The organism is Paenibacillus sp. S02, assembly GCF_019454065.1.
Lineage (GTDB): Bacteria > Bacillota > Bacilli > Paenibacillales > Paenibacillaceae > Paenibacillus > Paenibacillus polymyxa_B.
Window position 1 is genome coordinate 5,494,150 of the sequence record NZ_CP073682.1, and the last position, 19,027, is coordinate 5,513,176.

Sequence of the window (19,027 nt, forward strand, 5' to 3'; positions counted from 1 at the left end):
AAAGCCTTCAAACCCGCGGTATACCGCCAAGCTTGAAGGCTTACTTTTAAATTAAAATTATAATTTCGAACGCGTTTGGGAATCTGGCTTAGCCAGCAACCGAATCAGTGTGTTAATAACTGGTCGTTTGGTTTTGCCAACAAGACCAATAACCTCTGCACCGATCTGTAGGAAGAACATCATAATACAAATCACGACAAAGGTGACCCAGTTCGCTTCATTAAGCGCAGCAGACGATTGAATCACGGCCAATACACCGAAAAATGCAGCAATCCCGTAGATAATCAACACCGTCTGTCTGTGACTGAAACCTAGTTCGCGTAAGCAGTGATGCAAATGACCTTTATCCGGAGAGAAAATCGGTTTTTTCTGCAACTTGCGACGAATGATAGCAAAGAATGTATCTGACAAAGGTACACCGATAATAATCAATGGCGTAATAAAAGATACGATAGCAATTTGCTTGAAACCAAGCATGGATAGCATGGCCAGACAGAAACCTAAAAATAATGACCCTGTATCACCCATGAATATTTTCGCAGGATGAAAGTTAAAAAATAAGAATCCGATAATACTGCCCAGCAGCACAAGACAAAGCATAGCTACCATGTAATTGCCCATCAATACCGACATCACAAAGATAGTTCCAATCGCAATTCCTGAGACACCTGCAGCCAGTCCATCCAGACCGTCAATCAAATTGATGGCATTCGTTACACCTACGATCCAGAAAATCGTAAGCGGAATGGAAATCCAGCTTTCCAAAGATGAGTATGCATCCTGAAAAGGTACATTTACAAAATCTACACGAATATCAAAAGCAAACACGACCATACACGCAACGGCAATTTGAGCCAAAAATTTCAATTTTGCATTGAGATCAAAACGATCATCGAGAGCACCAATCAGTGTAATCAGCGTACCGCCAATCAGAAAGGCTGCGATAAAGTTAATATCCCGAGAGGACAGCATTCCGTCAGGCACAAAAGGTAACACCGCCAATAAGGACAACAGAAATGCCAAGAAAATCCCCAGTCCGCCAAGACGCGGCATAATTCGGGTATGTACTTTTCGGGCATTCGGTACATCGACGGCTCCAACCTTCACAGCGAATTTCTTGACGAGCGGTGTCAGTAACAGCGCAAGTCCCAGTGCCATGATGAACCCAATAATATAGATCAATAACATTTGATCATTCGACCCCCAATTTTAAAGCAATCCCTTTTCAGATGTAACCGCATTGAATTATACTCTGATCAAAAATAAATACCAAGCTTCATATTCTGGCAAATTAGCGGGTTTTGAAGGCAGATTCAAGCTATTTATCACACTTTTGTGACGTTTTCTTTTTCGCGCATCACTTTCGCGGCGAATTTCGGCAGCGCAAGCATTCTTTTGTAACGGCTTGGCTCTTTGAGGAGTCTATATAACCATTCAGCCCGTAGCTTTTGAAACAATTTAGGTGCGCGTTTGGTTCTGCCTGATATAACATCGAAGCTACCGCCAACCCCCATCATCACCGGTACACCCAGCTGTTCCTTATATTTACCAATCCAGGGTTCCTGCGTGTCCGCTCCACGTGCTACAAACAACAAATCAGGATTTGCTTCACGAATGGCTGCAATCACGGCTTCATCCTCTTTAGGTCCAAAAAAACCATCACGCTTGCCACAAACCGTAATTGCGGGATAAAGCTCATGTACCCGCTTTGCGGTCGCTTGAATCACCTCAGATGTTGATCCCAGTAAATAAACCTTCCAATGATAGTTTTCTCCAGCTGCAAGTAATTCATGTAACAAGTCAAAGCCCGCTACCCGCTCAGGTACAGGATGTCCTACATAGTTTGCAGCCCAGACCACGCCAGTCCCATCCGGAACAATCAACTCTGCCTGTTTCATCACGTTCATGTACACTGGATCTTCCAATGCAGCCATTACCATAATCGGATTGGCAGTGATCACTTGATGGGGCTGGCGAGACTCCACTGCTTGAATTAATACATTTAATGTATCTTTCATATTAAGCCTTGATACCGGAACACCGAAAATCGGGACGGTAGGCACATTCGTAACCTTATCAACTGTCACTGTATCCATCATCCTTTGCGACACAAGTAATTAACGATATGCTGTGCCGGTAAGCGAGCCTCACTTTTTAACAAAGTAATGGCCGCTCCCTGGCTCTCGATCCATTGACTTCGCTGATCTAGCAACCGCATAGACTCATTAGCCAGTTTTTGTCCATCCAGTGCCTCTGTAGTGCCTACAGGCTGGCTACCGACACGGCTGAGGAAATGGTCAATTTTAGGATCGTAGGATATCCCCAACGGAGGCACCTGGTGGGATGCTGCATAGATCAAGCTGTGTAATCGCATCCCAATCATCAAACTGCAACGGCTGACTTCCAAAAGCATCTGTTGAGGATCGGTGACTTGATCGCACATGCTGACAAGGCTCCCCGTCCCCCTAATATCCCCCAACAAATCCATTACCATCCTTGAAGCCTGCTCGTCATCAGGCAGATGGAAAGGTAAAAAGCGTAAGTGTACACGGCGCTCAGCAGCTAATCTTTTTAAGCTGTCCGCAATAGCCGTTAAATCGCGACGTTCCTTATCCCAGTAACGTACAGATACGCCAACGATCGGAAGTTTATCCTTATCAGTCTCAAATGCTGCTTTATGCAGCTCGGAACCCAGGGGCAATGGAAGCCCCATTACCGGATCAGGAACAACTTCGACAACCGGGTGCTTCAGTTTCATAGTACCCAGCAGTGCGGCAGACTGCTCATCTCTTACAGAAACATATTCACAGCGCTGAAACACAGAACGGATCATAGAATAAAATATCTTCCGTTGTACCGGACCAATGCCCTGAGCATATACAAACGTCGGCTTTCCAGCCCATTGGGCCAGTTTCAGAATCGCCAGATAATATGGAATACTTTTAGGGCTTGTTGCATCCTGGAGCAAACTCCCGCCGCCACTTATTAGCCCATCGCTGTTTTTAATCGCTCTACGAACTTCCCCCAGACTCATCCGCGGTACAGCTTCTACTCCGTACATCTTCTGTGTCCAGGCGGGGTCAGAAGACAGAACAACAGGCTTGATTGTAATCCCCGCCTGACGACTCTCCTCCTCTAAAGCTGTCAAAATCGACTTGAGCACCGCCTCATCTCCACTATTGCGAAAGCCGTAATAACCCGAGATGATTATCGTTTGAGCTGTGGTGACCATTTCTTCCAACACCCTTCCAGCACTTGCCACACGACAATTGCGATGATTCCCAGCACCAGACCGAAACCCAATCCTAACAGCCCGCGACTAAGCGACAGTGCCGCTGGAGAGTGAATGTGAGCAAAGGTATCCACCATAGAGGCTTGGCCAATAGCAGCTATAATCAGCAAATAGATTGCTTTGCGATATTTCAAAGCCAGGAACGCCCCTGCAATAAACAGTGGGTGAGCCATCAAAAATTCCTTATTACGCGGACGTACACCAAACGCATTTTCAAGGAAGTTCCGGAAAACCAGCTCCGTGTTCGACACCGTACCCGCATTTCCGGTACGAGTCAAATAGTAATAGCCTGCGGCTGCGATAACAGCCAGTGCGATAACCCACAATACAGTAATCGGCGTACGTAGCAGCTTGGAAATTTCCTCTCGTATAGAAACGCCACGATAAAAGAAAATATATATCGCTGCTAAGAAGATCGGCAGAATGTGAAGCAAGCTTACACCTCTAAATTGGTTCAGCACAAGGCTGTAAGCAATACTATTCAACAGAGCAATAACAAAAGGCACTGCAGCCAGCGACAAAATCGCTGTCTGTACGTACAGTATAAGCGTTTGAATCAAACGCTGACCTACAGAAAGTTCGGACCCCTGTTCACGTTTAATTCTAATCGTACGCACGGCGATAATCATTGCAACCGTAGGTCCGCTAATCGCCGCGAGTAGGGCTAGACCTTGCTCCATCAAGCTGGAGTTCAAAACATAAAGTCCTGCTGAAGCTACCAAACCGAGTGCAAATGCCAGCAAAGTCAATGCCGGGACGAAATAGGACACCATAATGGAGAAGAATGCCAGTGCACCCAGTACGACAATCATTTTGAGATAGCGCTGAATGGACGAATCGACGACTTGGAACGATTCAGCTTGTCCAAGTTCAAACCCCTTTTTCTCCATCCGTTGTACAGCGTTACCCGGCTTGTCCAAGCTGTGGATTAGGTTATCCACCGAATCCTTCACCTTGGCTTCAGCAATACTACGGCTAGGCGCGGTATTCAGATACAACATGCGAATATTACGGTCCTTGGTGGCCAGTGCAAATCGATCGGCCAACGTCTCCACATCGAGCGTTGAATCTTTATCGCTCAATGAGTATAAACGCACAACGTTATAGTGGATATCGTAAGCGAGCTTATTGAAGCCTGCTTGCGGTTTTTTCAAGTTTTCGATAGCAGCTAGGCCAATATCGTATTTGTTCAGCAATTTAGCAAATGCCGCTAAGCTGTGCTCTTTCTCGTTATCGGTGAAGCCTTTGACTGAATCACCTTCAAACAAAATGCGTTTTACACCATTCTGCTGAAAGGAAGCAAGCATCTCTTCCGTCAACTCCTGGTTGTAAGGAAGACTGTCGCTCATCCGTGGAACAATAAAAAATCCTTTGCTCCGAAGCTGCTTCATCGCAATCGGGTCAGGCTGCATGGGCTTGAGATACGCATCCTCTGGAGATGTTTCCACAACTAAGCCTTCCTGCCCCTGATAAGTCCAAGGTTTTACATTGATGTCCAGGCTTGTAAACGTACGTAAAATTAACGGCTTTAATGCCTCGGCATTTTCTTTATCAGCGAAAACAATATACGTAAAATTCTCATTTGCAGGTGAAAGCCGTTTTTCCATATCGGCAACGTTCTGAGTCGTATAGGTTACGACGCGTCCCGCTTTACGGAAATCATCCAACGTACTTTCATACATCGCCATGCTGTTCACACCCGCTTGCTGTAAGCGGTCAAGTTGCTCATTCAGATAGTCCTGCGGGTGAGCCTGATACGAGGCTGCCTCCGTCAAATCCCGATAATCGAATACAATCTCTACTTTTTTACTCGAGGATTCTGTCTTCACACGATCGGCGATGACTGGAATGGAAGCCAGCAAGCCGACAGCCACCAAAATCCATAACCATTTTCGAGAAGCCGTATTCCAATACTGCCATTTCTGATACACCAAAGAACCTCCTTAATATTCGGGATTTTGCAAAATTCAATGCTGCCCACCTTGCCGTACTCAGCCTTTCGGTAGGTCACTCATTGAATTTTGCAAAATCCTCCGTTGCCGGAATAAGCCTATTTTCCCAAAGCCTCTTCCAGGTTATTCTGCAATACAGAAATGACCTCCACGGCGTACTGCCCTTTGCCGTGAGAGGTCACCGATTACTATATCTTATCCAATTACCTTAACCTATTCTATTATAAAGGGATTTTTCTCAAGCGTCTACGCGAGCCATAACAGCATCGACCAGGTGGCTGATTCTTTGCTCCGCGTCTGACAGCGAGGAACCGCGTACCGCAAAGTATACTTTGATTTTCGGCTCCGTTCCCGAAGGGCGCAGGCAAAACCACGAACCGTCCTCCAGTAAAAATTTGAGTACATTTTCCTGTGGAAGTCCGTCCAGACCTTGTGAGTAGTCCAGTACCTTGTCTACCTTCACGCCTGCAATCTCTTGAGGCGCGTTGCTACGCCAATCGGTCATTTTGCCCTGAATTTGTGCCACTCCATCCTTACCCTTAAGGGTACGAGACTCCAGCTTCTCAAGGAAGTAGCCAAACTGCTCATACAGCTCTTGTAAAACATCATAGAGCGTCTTACCTTGTGTGCTGTAATAAGCAGCAGCTTCAGCGATCAGCATAGCCGCCAAGACAGCATCCTTATCGCGAGCATAATTCCCTGCCAAATAACCATAGCTCTCTTCATAGCCAAACAGGTAGGTGTACTCGCCAGTTTCGTCAAACTGGTTCATTTTCTCGCCAATATACTTGAAGCCAGTTAGCGTGTTAAACACAGTTGCTCCAAAATGTTCGGCAATGACTGCGCCCATTTCGCTGGTTACGATGGTTTTGATAACCGCCCCATTATTCGGAAGCTTGCCTGTCTCTTTCAATTGATTCAACAAGTAGTAAACCATGATCGCGCCAGACTGATTACCGGACAATACCACATATTCGCCATCACGGTTTTTCACAACTGCACCCATACGGTCAGCATCAGGGTCTGTTCCGATCAACAGATCTGCACCAATTTTCTCACCCAGCGCAATTGCCAGCTTAAACGCATCACGTTCTTCCGGGTTTGGTGACTTAACAGTCGAAAATTCAGCATCTGGCAGCTCTTGCTCAGGCACAATATGCACCTGTTCAAAACCGATTTTCTCCAGTACACGACGAACCGGTACATTTCCAGTTCCATGGAGAGGTGTAAACACAACTTTGAAGTTTTTGCCTGGTCCGGCAGCAATCAGCTCACGGTTCACACTCACACTGGCTACCGTATCTACAAACGCTTCATCTTCATCTTCTCCAAGCCAAACCAATAATCCCTGTGCCTCTGCTTCTTCACGTGTCAGACTGCGAATGTCGGCAAAAGAAGGAACCTCACGGATATAACCAATTACCTGTTCAGCCTGATCAGGAACAAGCTGACCCCCTTCATCGTTGTAAACCTTGTATCCATTATACTCAGGAGGATTGTGACTCGCTGTTACAACGATCCCTCCACTGGCTCCCAAATGACGTACACTAAACGAAAGCTGTGGCGTTGGACGCAAGGAAGGGAACAACTTAGCCACGATACCATTGCCTGCTAGCACCAAAGCTGCATCCAGAGCAAACTCTGGTGAAAAATGACGCGAATCATGTGCAATGACAACCGAAGGTTTGCCTTCTTTACCAGCATGCTGTTCTAAAATATAGCGAGCCAGCCCTTGAGTCGCACGTCCAATGACGTAACGGTTCATCCGGTTACTTCCTGCCCCGATCACTCCACGCAGACCGCCTGTACCAAATTCCAGCTCTTTGTAAAAGCGATCCTCCAGTTCCTGCTCGTTGCCTTCCAATGCGCGCAACTCCTGTTTGGTTTCTTCATCAATATAAGGGTCTTGCAGCCAGCTCTCAATGCCTTCTAATGCTTTTTTACTCAACTGCGTCATACGGAATTTCCCCTCTCCATTTTTGGGTTGTCAAAACAGGATTTCTATGTACACATGCACTCAGTTCAGACGTCGTGCTTATGTCGGCAGAGCTTTATTTATTGGGGAGGGTCAGATAAAGCAAACATAATTTCGCCCTCAGCTACTACCGTATCGCCTACTTTAGCCGTAGCTTTCCCTTTGCCAAATGCGCCTTTGGAACGAGTGATTTCCACTTCAAGCGTCAGCGTATCCCCAGGAACCACCTGTCCACGGAAACGGAAACCATCTAACCCTGCCAAGAACCCAATTTTTCCACGATTGCTCTCTAGATGCAGTAATGCGACAGCCCCAACTTGAGCCAGTGCTTCGGTGATCAATACACCAGGCATAACGGGATACCCCGGAAAATGTCCAATGAAATGAGGCTCATTCATCGTTACATTTTTAATGCCTACTGCTCTTTTCCCTTCCTCCAGCTCAATAATACGATCCACCAATAAAAATGGCGCTCGATGTGGGATAATCTCCTGAATTTGATTAACATCCAATTGCAATTTGTCCATTTACCTTAATAACTCCTCCCGCTTGCAGGTTTGACTCTGTATCAGTTATGAGTTACTGCAAGCATAATATTACCCCGCCTGCACTGCATAAAAACAGCTCTTGGCGGTAACAATGTTAGATATCCTTCACCTACTGCAGAAGTGGAGGTTGAGATAAGGGGCTTTTTCCGCCGGTTATGCAACCTGAGGCGCGAAGAAGCCCTTTTGCCCGTGCTTGGTTTTACCCCGCAGTGTTATAAACTTCCCCATCATTATACAGTTATCAGATGCAAAAAGAAAATTACGCGGAAGTACCATATTGAGTGCTCCTATTATGGAGTGAAGCGGGAATTCATTTGGCTAAAGGGAAGGGCTGCGGGGATGGATCATTCTTCCGATCGCTGTTAACCTCGGATTTTTTCTTTATATAAGAAGAATTAAAGGGTAAAATCCGAGGTTAAAGGCGAACGCTATCGCTTCTTTAGAACGATTCCACCCCCTCCGCCGAGTTACTTTTGGCTCAGAAGGAAAGCCCCGCTTCAATAATGCTCGCTTGTCGTGAAGAGCAAACAAAACAACCGAAGGCCTCTGCGATTGTGTCCAATGGCTGCAAGCTGCCCGTCACTGCGTTTGAAGGCTCCTGCCTGAAGGCATAACAAAACCCTGCGCCACTGGCACAGGGTTTTGTTATTCTATACTCCCCACACAAATGGCGGGTGGTTTATTTTAATAAAAGTGGCCCTGATGGCGGGTAGCAACGGAGCGAAGGATTTGAATCTGGAGAAGCGCGAGCGTTCGCCTTTGCAACGGGATTTTTACATCTGAATAATTTATAAAATAAGAAAATCCCGCTGCAACAGCGATCGTAAGATCAAATCATTCGCGGAGCGACCTTTTCCCGCCCCCACTCATTTAAAGTAAACTAAGGCGCAAATATAAGATCAATCACATGCTGCCAGGTTTTCCATTCGAATACGCCTGACAACCCTTGCTTACCTACAATTACATATCCTGCAATTAAGCCGCCTAACAGCGAGAACAGGAGCAGCAACGGAACTACGAAATAACGAGCAGTACGCCAGCGGGACTTCGTCTTTTCAGGCACCGGACGGGAATCAGATTGTTCTTCTTTCATCACCAAATCCTTAAGCCCTCAGATTGTTGGCCAGGTTCATCATCGTATCACTAGAAGTTAATGCCCGTGCCGCCATTTGATACATCCGCTGAACTTGCATCATATCCGTCATTTCGCCCGCTAAATCCACATTAGATTCCTCAAGATAACCGGAACGCACAGATACGTCCGCTGGAACAGCACCTGCCACACCTGCTGCTCCGAATACATTTGCCTCTGTTACACCATTCAACAACACGAACAGGTTATCATCCCGCTGTTCCAGTCCTTCTGGACGCTGTACATCCATTAGCTTGATTCTCTGACCAACTGTCGGAGCCCCAGTTCCATTAGCACGAATCAGCAATTCGCCATCCGAGTTAATAGCCACCTTGGAACCCGCTGGAGCAGTCACAGGAACATCATTGTTATCCAGCACGGAATAACCTTCAGCAGTGGTCAACATCATCGTCGCACTATCATTCAGATCAGGAACAAAATGAAAGCTACCGTCACGGGTCCAAGCTTTTTGCCCATTTCCCTGAACTTCAAACATGGCATTACCTTGAATCGCCAGATCGGTAGGAAGTCCCGTCTCCTTGAGCGGACCTTGCTCCATATTTTTCATGATTGCGGCCGTTTTAACTCCGTAGCCCAAATTATAGCCGAGCGGCATGGCCCGTCCATTTTGGAGATACGTTGAAGGCTGTTGCTGCACGTTGGCCAATACATCTTCAAAGGAACCCTGTTTACTCTTATAACCAACTGTATTGATATTAGCAATATTATCGGCAATTAAATCCAAACGTTGCTGCACACTGGCCATAGATACCATTGCGCCAATCATGGAGTTGTTCATCACTTACCCCCTGTTATACACGGCCTACTTCATTAACGGCCTTGTCCAAGCTTTTATCATAAAATTGAATTACCTTCTGATTCGCCTCATACGCTCTTAACGCAGCCATCATATCCACCATCGACTGTGAAGCATCTACATTAGATACCTCCAGATAACCTTGACGAACGGATACAGCATCGTTAGCAGTCATCATTCTAGCTGTAGCACCGTCAGTATCATTCAGGCGAAAATTCCCATTGCCCTCACGAACGAGCTGGTACGGACGATCAATGACACTAATACCGAGCGTCGTTCCCAATGTCTGGTTGGACTGGCTATCTACCAATTCGCCCCGCTCATTTACTTTAAGCTCTGAGACAGCCACCGTCAATTGAATCGGGTTTCCATTCGTATCCAGCACCGCTGAGCCAGTCGATGAAAGCAATGCTCCCGCTCCATTTACTTGAAAATGTCCATCACGTGTATAACGAACGTTACCATTACTGTCCCGCACCGTAAAAAACGCTTCTGGACGGTAGGTGACTTCACCGTTAGCATTGATGAATTTCCCCGCCTGATCAAAAGCCATAGGTTGACCAGTAGCTGGGTCGTTCACATTAATATTGGACTGTATCGCAAAATCCGTCGCTTGTCCACTGTCCTTTAATGCTCCCTGAATGTAAGGGGAGAGGCTTTCCTCAGCAAAAACGCCAGTATTGAGCTTGCCGACCGTACGGTCCGGGTTATCAGGGTTACCACCCGTCATGGAAATAAGCATTTCGGGGAAAGAACGCTGAACACTATTCTCCTGTTTGTATCCCGTCGTATTCATATTAGCAATATTTTGCGTCACGGTGTCATGGCGTCGTTGTTGTGTCATCAATCCGGCGGCCGCAGTATATAAACCTCTCAACATGTATCGTGCACCCCAATCCTATACTCTGCTAAAATCATATGCTCGCGCAGAGGCACGGAAGCCAAAATGCTAGGCAACCTGTCTAACCGCACACGAGTCTCTTATAGTCACTATCGGCAGATTAGAACTTTTTCTTAACCACATGATCCAAATTATCCAGCATAATTCCTGTACCTTTAACAACACAATGCATTGGATCTTCGGCAACCAGTACCGGAACACGCAGTTCTTCAGCAAGCAGCTCGTCCAATCCGCTAAGCAAGGCACCGCCACCAGTCAAAATAACACCACGGTCAATAATATCAGCTGACAGTTCCGGTGGGGTCTGCTCCAATACAAACTTGGCCGCAGCAACAATCGCCGATACAGGATCTCTAAGCGCATCCTGCACTTCATCCGCAGAAATACTTAACGTTTTAGGCAATCCGGATACCATATCCCGTCCACGGATGTCCATCTCTGCACGACGTCCGCTCGGATGCACGGTTCCGATAGCAATCTTGATATCCTCAGCCGTACGTTCCCCGATCAGAAGCTTGTACTTCGTTTTTACATATTTCATGATGGCTGTATCAAATTTGTCTCCTGCCATTTTAATGGAAGAAGCTGTTACGACATCCCCCATAGAGAGGACTGCAACGTCAGTTGTTCCGCCACCAATATCCACTACCATGTTGCCGCTAGGCTCAAAAATATCCATTCCTGCCCCGATGGCAGCCGCTTTTGGCTCTTCCTCCAAAAATACTTCCTTGGCCCCGCTACGCTCCGCCGCTTCACGAATCGCTTTTTGCTCCACTGAGGTAATGTTCGTCGGCGCACAAATTAGAATACGAGGGTGGCTGTACCAGCTTTTTCCCCCTACCCGATTGATAAAATATTTTAACATCGCTTCTGTTACTTCAAAATCGGCGATGACACCATCACGTAATGGACGGATGGCTATGATATTACCAGGAGTACGTCCCACCATGCGGCGCGCTTCCTCTCCGACAGCCAGAACTCTTTTTGAATCGCTTTCTATCGCGACAACGGAAGGTTCGTCAAGAACAACCCCCTTCCCTTTGACGTGGATAAGCACGTTGGCCGTACCGAGGTCGATACCGATATCATTACTGAACATATTAAAAAGGCCCCCAAAGTGATATTTTAAAAAGCTAAGATTCGACAAGAAGCGGCAAATATATGTATAAACCTACGGTTACATGTCATTTTTCGTCTTGTACCATCTTTTAACATATCATACTTCAGGGGGTTGATTCAATGGCTTTGCCAGCCAATTCACTATATATTTTTAGGACTTGCCAGAAACGAGAATCTCCCTTCGTTTGCCACTCGTTTTTTTGTACTTAATTTTCGTCGCTTCTCCTCCCCGCAGATGGCGGATGGATTTATGGTATTCGAGAATGTGCTTCACCTGATCGGCAAGATCCGGGTTGATTTCAGGCAGCCGTTCGGTCAGATCTTTATGCACCGTGCTCTTGGAGACACCAAATTCCTTGGCAATCGTACGGACCGTATTCCTTGTTTCCACGATACAGCGACCGATTTTGATGGTCCGTTCCTTGATGTAATCGTGCACGCTCCCGCCTCCCTACTGTGGATAGTTTGGTACATTATATGAGGAGCGTGCCTATATATTCGCGGTTTGGCGGGAAGACATGCTTCGGAAGGCCTATTTATTTGGCAAAAGCAGCTTATGTTTACCTTATGCACAAAAACTACACAAGAAAAAAGCAGGGAATATCGATTCCCTGCTTTGCATGCAAAGCCATGACCAAATTTATTTTTTAGGAAGCAGACCTGCTGGATTCACCGGCTTGTCATCCTGATACACTTCAAAATGCAGATGTGTTTTCAAATCCTTTTCAAGCTCGTTACGACCCGCTGAAGCAATCACATCGTTTTGTTTCACTTGATCGCCTTCTTTTACTTTCAGATCACTCAAGCTTTGGTACACCGTTTTGAGATTATTATCATGCGTGATTTCTACGACATTACCTACCAGCGGATGTTGTTCCACACGAGATACTTTGCCACTCAGGGCGGCTCTCACTTCAAACGCCTGATCGTCGGCCCGGGAAAGATCAATTCCAGTGTTAGCGGTAAATGTTTTATCGTACTCTACCATAGCTGCCGCCTGCTCATCAGCGGTCGCGTTCTCATCAAAGAACGGCTTTACGACCTGTACTGCGCCAGCATCTGCTACTGGCCATACGATATTTTCCGACTGGGCAACTACTTCCACGCTTTCTGGCTGTTGTCCGTTAACATCGGTATTTACTGCACTTGTGCTTTGTACCGATGGACTAGCTGGGTCAGGTTTGAAAGACTTCTGGCTGGCATCCTGATAGACCCACACTAAGGTTAGTATAATGGCTGCTGCGGCAATGTAGGCTGCCGGGTATGCCCACCTTTTGGACAACAGCTTTTTCCACGAAGACGGCCGCGAAGCTCTTCCACCCTGAAAGGTTTTGGGTGTTTCTTCATGGTTTTGGTTCTGGTTTTTATTTTGTTCATTCATTTGCTCATCACCTCAGTAACCAGTGTTACCGGGTGCAACTCTTTTATACTTCAAAGTTTCGAAATATTTACTAACTTAGAATACGAGAGGCTTGCGCAAAAGAAATGCCAGTATAATAGTGAAGGAGAATTTGAGTGGCAGTATGACCTTCCTTGGCCATTCCATTGGCTCCCCACTGACTCATACCAACACCATGACCATAACCATAGGTTGTTATAGCAATCCGATCCCCTTCAGCCTTCCACGTAAACTCAGCCGAACGCAGCCCCAGTTTGTTACGGATTTCCGGCCCTGTAAAGATTGAACCACCAACCTCAATCTTCTTGATGCGATGTCCTTCTGTCTTAGAGAGTATACGAATCTCTGGCATTCTCCCTCCTCCAGTAGAAGCAGCTATCGCAGTACGACTCAACCCCAATCTATCGAACACACTCTGACGACTCAGTGTGACGGTTTCTGTATAACGCGGGGCCAACTGCTTGTCCCATGGACTTGACACACTTCGTAAATAGGGCACTGCCTTCGCCCATACATCCTCTGAATTTTCGGTATAGCCATTGCTAGTAGAAAAAAAAGAGGCCGTAATGGGCTTCCCCTCATATACCATGATCGTATCCTTGGTGTCTCGTACGGCCTGCTGAATTTTAGCCAGCTCTGCGGATTTACCAGAATGCCCCCATTCTCTAGTAAGTTTAGCTTTAGAGATATAAGCCTGATGTTTAACAGTATCCGTCACATCTGCTCCCGCCGGGGCACCGCTGGTGTCATCAGCTAGCAAACGCCGGGCAATGAAGGTACGCGCGGCAATGGCCTGCGCTTTCAGTGCCTCGCCCTCGAAGCTGGGCGGCATTTCGGCGGCTACTACGCCGACAATGTATTGCTCCAGCGGTAACGTCTCCGTGCGACCGGTAGACGTGACGTACACACGCACGTCCGGCTCTGCCGCCACCGGCACGCTGCGCGTTGGAGCAGCGGGCACCGCCGGTATCGGCGGGACACCCGGCAGACGCGTGACGGGCGTCTCGCCCTTTGCCGTTACGCTAGGCGCAGCCGGTGCTGCCGTGCGACTGCTCGGCGGCACCGGCTGCGCCGTCTGGCGAGGCCACGCCATTAGCGCGGGCACAGCCATGGCAAGCACCAGCACCCCTGCCATGGCGGCGAATGGCAGCCATGGGCGGCGGCTGCCCCAGCGCGGGGCACGCCCGGCGGAAGGACGCAGGTGCGGTAGCGGCACCTGCAGCGGACTTGCAGCGCGTGTGTCATGGACCGCTGCTCCAGCAATAGGCAGAGCCGTATCAACGGAGTTCACAGCGGAAGGCACGGCTGTTATACGCCGATTGGGCTTGACGCCAGTCGACAATGTACCTCTTGTGTCCGGTTGCTGTTGCATAAGCTTATTCTTCTGTAACGAAGTAGCTATAGAGCCAGAGCCTACCTCCGCAAGTGAAGCCTGGCGATGTTCCTTAGGATGATGAATGGGTATACGGATGCGAACCTGTGAATCTTTCATAGGCTGAAACCTCCATCAAAGGGCTAAGTGTCCGGCTGGAAGTACAGATATACTCCAGCAGATATTTTCAATCATATGAAGTCGTCCACTTTGATAGAACCGTTTTAAGAGAACTGAAAGAATGAAAAAAACTGACTGCAAACAACAAAAAAACCAAGCCCTTTCGGACTTGGTTCCTTATTGTTCAAGAATATACTTATGCAACATGAAGCTACATACGTTAAAGCTTAGGCGAGGGAAGGCTGGATCTTCTTAAACAGATTTCCCGACGTCTCTTCCGGCATTACGCGCTCTGTACTGGGTGAATGATCCAGTTTGGACTCTTCCACGGTCACTCTGTAAATGTCCGCTCCCAATCCAGTCAGCTTCTCAGCCAAATGAACGTAACCGCGATCGATGTGATGTACGCCGGATACCTCCGTTGTACCTTCCGCAATGAGTCCGGTCAGAATTAACGCAGCACCTGCACGCAAATCTGTAGAGGTTACTTTCGCACCTGTCAGCTTAGCATTACCAGTTACAATGGCGGAACGACCTTCGACCTTAATTTCCGCATTCATGAGATGAAATTCATCCACATGCATGAAACGATTTTCAAACACGGTTTCCGTAATAATGCTCGTTCCTTCAGCGGCAAGTTGAAGTGCCATCATCTGAGACTGCATATCGGTAGGGAAACCAGGATAAGGCAACGTCTTAACATCAACGGCCTTTAACGGCTTATCTGCAATGACACGAATTCCGTTCTCATCAGGTTGAATGGTTACACCCATTTCTTCCATCTTGGAAATAACCGGTCCCAAATGATCGGATATCGCGCCTTCTACATATACGTTCCCGCCTGTGATCGCAGCAGCAACCATATAAGTACCTGCTTCTACCCGGTCGGGAATGACCGTATGTTTTACACCATGCAGCTTCTCAACGCCTTCAATACGAATAACGCCCGTGCCCGCACCGCGTACTTTGGCACCCATTCCATTCAGGAAATTTGCGAGATCAACAATCTCAGGTTCCTTAGCAGCATTCTCGATGGTAGTTACGCCCTCAGCAAGAGTAGCGGCCATCATAATATTCTCGGTTGCTCCTACGCTGGCTACATCCAAATAAACTTTAGCTCCACGTAGACGCCCGTTACTTTTAGCTTCAATAAAACCTTGGCCCAGGCTAATCTCCGCGCCCAATGCCTCAAAACCCTTCAAATGCTGATCAATTGGTCGCGTTCCGATTGCGCATCCGCCTGGAAGCGAGATTCTTGTACGTCCCAAACGTGTAAGCAGCGGCCCCATAACCAAGAATGATGCGCGCATTTTCCTAACCCACTCGTAAGGGGCTTCACAGGAAATTATCTTCCGCGCGTCAACACGAATGACCTCATCTTGGTATGTAACGCCTGCTCCTAAGGACTCCAGCACTTTGTTAATGGTCATCACATCGTCTAGAGGAGGTGCATCAATAATAACACTTTCTCCTTCTTCTCCTAGCAGAGAAGCGGCGATGATCGGCAGAACTGAGTTTTTGGCTCCGCTGACTTTGACACTCCCGGTCAATCTGTTGCCACCGCGGACGATAAATTTGCTCATCTATGTTTCCCTCCGCGCGTCATTTCCCTTTTCCATTCTGGAAAAAAAGAACATATTCCGCTATTTTCATGCCTTGCTTTTTCATTACATAAAAAAACAAGATTTTACTAATACCCTAACTGCCATCATACCACTGATTAAAACAAGTATACAAGCGTTTTTTGTACTTGACGACCATTGTACTCTAACTGATTCAGCTAGCTATACATGTATGGTTCTTTTGTTTACCATTGTTAACAATATGACGCGATGTTATTCGACAATTCCCGCAGAGACACAGTCATAAGGTCATATAACCCGCCCACTTCATGTTAAAACAAATTCTAGAGCATCTGACTCCAAGAAATGTAGCTCAACAGGAACCCAGAAACCAACTGTCCCAAAATTATAGCAAGAAACAAGTGTAGCAATCTGCCTTGCGGTCCTTTGGGTTGCCGGATTAACAAATCCAGCTTAAAGCTCTGTAAAGCCCACCAAGCTAACGCTATACAGATGAGCGACACGATCATGGAGATCAGCGCGGTCATACTCGCCGATTGACTTAGCTGTTCAGCCAATTGCTGTTTCCCGTTCAACCATAATTCCTCCCATCTGCGTCACAGACTTCTTTATAATACTCGGCGAACGCCTAATATGCCAGTGCTATTTCTGTTTTTAGGACATTTATTTCGACAAAATGTGATTAATCACTTCTGTTTCGTGAATTTAAAAGGTACTAAATACCTAGCAGCCGGGCAAGAAGTAGGACTGTACATTTGGTAATAACAGCTAAAAAAGGGCCCGATCACAGTGATCGAAGGAAGCAAGGTTCTCCCTCACCTTCTACCGGACATTCTTTGGCAGAAATTATGAAGTGGTCTCCTTGTCGTTCCATCCGTATACTATGCCGAACCCTTTTAAAATTCCACTTAAAATCCAATATTAATTCTTATTGGTTCTGATGCTTGTAGCATTTAAACGGTTAAGCGCCCGTTGCAGAGCTACTTCCGCCCGATGGTGATCTATCTGTTCCTGTTTGCTCTGGAGCCGCAGTTCTGCCCGCTCCCTTGCCGCACGGGCACGTTCCACATCAATTTCTTCGGAACGTTCCGCACTCTCAGCCAAAATGACCACTTTATCCTTGCGGACTTCAAGAAAGCCCCCATTGACCGCGATCACTTCGGTTTGACCACCGATTTTAATGCGTATCGGTGCAATCTTCAAGGGAGTGACCAAGGGAAGGTGTCCGGGTAAAATCCCAAGATCGCCTTCCGAGCCGCGAACACTGATGCTGTTTACCTGTTCTGTATAGACCAGGCGCTCCGGCGTCACAATCTCTAGTAAATACGTGCTCACTTGAATCCCTCCTGGAAGCTGTCCGCAGACAGCTCACTTCGTAAGGCTCGGCTATTCTTTGCCTGTTGTTTACAACGTTTTAGCTTTTTCAACTGCTTCTTCGATGGCTCCTACAAAAAGGAAGGCCGCTTCTGGAAGATGATCATACTTGCCTTCCAAAATTTCTTTGAAGCTTCGCACAGTTTCTTTAACCGGCACATATTTACCTGGGAAGCCGTTAAATGCTTCGGCAACGTGGAAAGGTTGAGAAAGGAAACGCTGGATTTTACGCGCACGTGCTACCAACATTTTATCTTCTTCACTCAGCTCGTCCATACCCAGGATGGCAATGATATCCTGAAGCTCATTGTAGCGGGCCAAAATTTGTTTTACCCCTTGTGCTACATTGTAATGCTCTTCACCCACAACGTCTGGAGCCAAAATACGGGAGCTTGATGCGAGCGGATCAACCGCTGGGTAAATACCCATTTCGGAAATTTTACGTTCCAGATTCGTTGTAGCATCCAAATGGGCAAACGTCGTGGCAGGAGCCGGGTCAGTGTAGTCATCCGCAGGCACATAGATCGCCTGAATGGAAGTAACAGAACCTTTTTTAGTAGAAGTAATCCGTTCTTGCAATTGACCCATCTCAGTAGCCAGCGTAGGCTGGTAACCTACTGCTGAAGGCATACGTCCCAACAGGGCAGAAACTTCAGAACCTGCTTGGGTAAAGCGGAAAATGTTATCAATAAAGAGCAACACGTCACGGCCTTCTTGGTCACGGAAATATTCCGCCATCGTCAGACCTGTGAGAGCTACACGCAAACGTGCACCCGGAGGCTCGTTCATTTGTCCGAACACCATCGCTGTTTTGTTGATAACGCCGGAATCTCTCATTTCATGGTACAAGTCATTTCCTTCACGTGTGCGTTCACCTACACCCGCAAATACAGAAATACCACCATGCTCCTGAGCAATATTGTTAATCAATTCTTGAATGGTTACGGTTTTACCTACACCAGCACCACCAAACAATCCGACTTTACCACCCTTGGCATAAGGAGCCAGCAAGTCGATAACTTTAATACCGGTTTCGAGCATCTCTGCTTGAGTTGTCAGCTCATCGAAAGAAGGAGCTTGACGGTGAATCGGATTTCTAGCCGTTTCACTCATATCAGCACCATTATCAATTGGCGTTCCAAGCACGTTAAATACGCGTCCAAGAGTAGCTTCGCCGACAGGTACTGAAATAGGTGCTCCCAGATCTATGGCTTCAGCTCCACGAACCAAACCATCTGTGGAAGACATGGCAATACAACGCACACGGTTGTCACCTAGATGTTTTGAAGCTTCGAGCGTCAGATCAATTTTGACTCCGCTCTCCAGCACAGTCCCAATATGAATGGCATTCAGGATTTCCGGAAGCTGTCCACGTTCGAACTCAACGTCGACAACCGGACCCATGATGCTCACTACGCGTCCTTTGTTCATCTTTTGGTTTCC

General features: G+C 47.2%; 17 protein-coding genes. All 17 read right to left on the minus strand.

Going from position 1 to position 19,027, the window contains the following annotated elements:
- Window positions 1–57 precede the first annotated feature (57 nt).
- Window positions 58–1,188 carry a glycosyltransferase family 4 protein gene (locus KAI36_RS24405; RefSeq protein ID WP_013312307.1) on the minus strand — a complete coding sequence of 377 codons (1,131 nt, stop codon included), beginning with the start codon at window positions 1,186–1,188 and terminating at the stop codon, window positions 58–60.
- Between the two features lie 137 nt (window positions 1,189–1,325).
- A complete protein-coding gene (locus KAI36_RS24410; RefSeq protein WP_081047531.1) occupies window positions 1,326–2,087 on the minus strand; it encodes a WecB/TagA/CpsF family glycosyltransferase in 762 nt (253 codons plus the stop codon).
- Between the two features lie 8 nt (window positions 2,088–2,095).
- Window positions 2,096–3,232, minus strand: coding sequence for a polysaccharide pyruvyl transferase CsaB (csaB, locus tag KAI36_RS24415; protein ID WP_220026243.1), 1,137 nt, complete (start codon window positions 3,230–3,232; stop codon window positions 2,096–2,098).
- Window positions 3,208–5,223 carry a DUF5693 family protein gene (locus KAI36_RS24420; RefSeq protein WP_220026244.1) on the minus strand — a complete coding sequence of 672 codons (2,016 nt, stop codon included), beginning with the start codon at window positions 5,221–5,223 and terminating at the stop codon, window positions 3,208–3,210. The genes csaB and KAI36_RS24420 overlap by 25 nt, the downstream gene beginning before the upstream one ends.
- Before the next feature lie 259 nt (window positions 5,224–5,482).
- Window positions 5,483–7,201 carry a phospho-sugar mutase gene (locus KAI36_RS24425; RefSeq protein ID WP_220026245.1) on the minus strand — a complete coding sequence of 573 codons (1,719 nt, stop codon included), beginning with the start codon at window positions 7,199–7,201 and terminating at the stop codon, window positions 5,483–5,485.
- 98 nt (window positions 7,202–7,299) lie between these two features.
- A complete protein-coding gene (gene fabZ / locus KAI36_RS24430; RefSeq protein WP_013312312.1) occupies window positions 7,300–7,746 on the minus strand; it encodes a 3-hydroxyacyl-ACP dehydratase FabZ in 447 nt (148 codons plus the stop codon).
- 901 nt (window positions 7,747–8,647) lie between these two features.
- On the minus strand, window positions 8,648–8,860 hold the full coding sequence (locus KAI36_RS24435) for a DNA-directed RNA polymerase subunit beta (RefSeq protein WP_028542171.1): 213 nt from the start codon (window positions 8,858–8,860) through the stop codon (window positions 8,648–8,650).
- A gap of 10 nt (window positions 8,861–8,870) precedes the next feature.
- On the minus strand, window positions 8,871–9,698 hold the full coding sequence (locus KAI36_RS24440) for a flagellar hook-basal body protein (RefSeq protein ID WP_220026246.1): 828 nt from the start codon (window positions 9,696–9,698) through the stop codon (window positions 8,871–8,873).
- Between the two features lie 13 nt (window positions 9,699–9,711).
- Window positions 9,712–10,596, minus strand: coding sequence for a flagellar hook-basal body protein (locus KAI36_RS24445; protein ID WP_220026247.1), 885 nt, complete (start codon window positions 10,594–10,596; stop codon window positions 9,712–9,714).
- A gap of 121 nt (window positions 10,597–10,717) precedes the next feature.
- The gene (gene mreB, locus KAI36_RS24450) at window positions 10,718–11,716 is read right to left on the minus strand and encodes a rod shape-determining protein (RefSeq protein ID WP_013312317.1); all 999 of its coding nucleotides are present in this window, start codon (window positions 11,714–11,716) and stop codon (window positions 10,718–10,720) included.
- 171 nt (window positions 11,717–11,887) lie between these two features.
- Window positions 11,888–12,175, minus strand: coding sequence for a sporulation transcriptional regulator SpoIIID (gene spoIIID / locus KAI36_RS24455; protein WP_007432737.1), 288 nt, complete (start codon window positions 12,173–12,175; stop codon window positions 11,888–11,890).
- 201 nt (window positions 12,176–12,376) lie between these two features.
- The gene (locus KAI36_RS24460) at window positions 12,377–13,117 is read right to left on the minus strand and encodes a M23 family metallopeptidase (RefSeq protein ID WP_220026248.1); all 741 of its coding nucleotides are present in this window, start codon (window positions 13,115–13,117) and stop codon (window positions 12,377–12,379) included.
- Window positions 13,118–13,187: 70 nt separating this feature from the next.
- Entirely contained in the window at window positions 13,188–14,627 is a 1,440-nt protein-coding gene (gene spoIID / locus KAI36_RS24465; protein ID WP_220026249.1) for a stage II sporulation protein D, read from the minus strand.
- Window positions 14,628–14,854: 227 nt separating this feature from the next.
- Window positions 14,855–16,210, minus strand: a complete 1,356-nt coding sequence (gene murA, locus KAI36_RS24470) for a UDP-N-acetylglucosamine 1-carboxyvinyltransferase (protein WP_013312320.1) — start codon at window positions 16,208–16,210, stop codon at window positions 14,855–14,857.
- Between the two features lie 323 nt (window positions 16,211–16,533).
- Window positions 16,534–16,785, minus strand: coding sequence for a DUF1146 family protein (locus tag KAI36_RS24475; RefSeq protein ID WP_013312321.1), 252 nt, complete (start codon window positions 16,783–16,785; stop codon window positions 16,534–16,536).
- A 346-nt stretch (window positions 16,786–17,131) separates the two neighbouring features.
- The gene (locus tag KAI36_RS24480; protein ID WP_013312322.1) at window positions 17,132–17,545 is read right to left on the minus strand and encodes a F0F1 ATP synthase subunit epsilon; all 414 of its coding nucleotides are present in this window, start codon (window positions 17,543–17,545) and stop codon (window positions 17,132–17,134) included.
- A 69-nt stretch (window positions 17,546–17,614) separates the two neighbouring features.
- A complete protein-coding gene (atpD, locus tag KAI36_RS24485; RefSeq protein WP_013312323.1) occupies window positions 17,615–19,015 on the minus strand; it encodes a F0F1 ATP synthase subunit beta in 1,401 nt (466 codons plus the stop codon).
- Window positions 19,016–19,027: the final 12 nt, after the last annotated feature.

Excerpts from the sequence above, each read along its gene's own strand:
- KAI36_RS24405 (WP_013312307.1), bottom strand. The coding sequence starts at position 1,188 with ATGTTATTGATCTATATTATTGGGTTCATCATGGCACTGGGACTTGCG.
- csaB (WP_220026243.1), bottom strand. The coding sequence starts at position 3,232 with ATGGTCACCACAGCTCAAACGATAATCATCTCGGGTTATTACGGCTTT.
- KAI36_RS24425 (WP_220026245.1), bottom strand. The coding sequence starts at position 7,201 with ATGACGCAGTTGAGTAAAAAAGCATTAGAAGGCATTGAGAGCTGGCTG.
- fabZ (WP_013312312.1), bottom strand. The coding sequence starts at position 7,746 with ATGGACAAATTGCAATTGGATGTTAATCAAATTCAGGAGATTATCCCA.
- KAI36_RS24435 (WP_028542171.1), bottom strand. The coding sequence starts at position 8,860 with ATGAAAGAAGAACAATCTGATTCCCGTCCGGTGCCTGAAAAGACGAAG.
- KAI36_RS24440 (WP_220026246.1), bottom strand. The coding sequence starts at position 9,698 with ATGAACAACTCCATGATTGGCGCAATGGTATCTATGGCCAGTGTGCAG.
- KAI36_RS24445 (WP_220026247.1), bottom strand. The coding sequence starts at position 10,596 with ATGTTGAGAGGTTTATATACTGCGGCCGCCGGATTGATGACACAACAA.
- mreB (WP_013312317.1), bottom strand. The coding sequence starts at position 11,716 with ATGTTCAGTAATGATATCGGTATCGACCTCGGTACGGCCAACGTGCTT.
- KAI36_RS24460 (WP_220026248.1), bottom strand. The coding sequence starts at position 13,117 with ATGAATGAACAAAATAAAAACCAGAACCAAAACCATGAAGAAACACCC.
- spoIID (WP_220026249.1), bottom strand. The coding sequence starts at position 14,627 with ATGAAAGATTCACAGGTTCGCATCCGTATACCCATTCATCATCCTAAG.
- murA (WP_013312320.1), bottom strand. The coding sequence starts at position 16,210 with ATGAGCAAATTTATCGTCCGCGGTGGCAACAGATTGACCGGGAGTGTC.
- atpD (WP_013312323.1), bottom strand. The coding sequence starts at position 19,015 with ATGAACAAAGGACGCGTAGTGAGCATCATGGGTCCGGTTGTCGACGTT.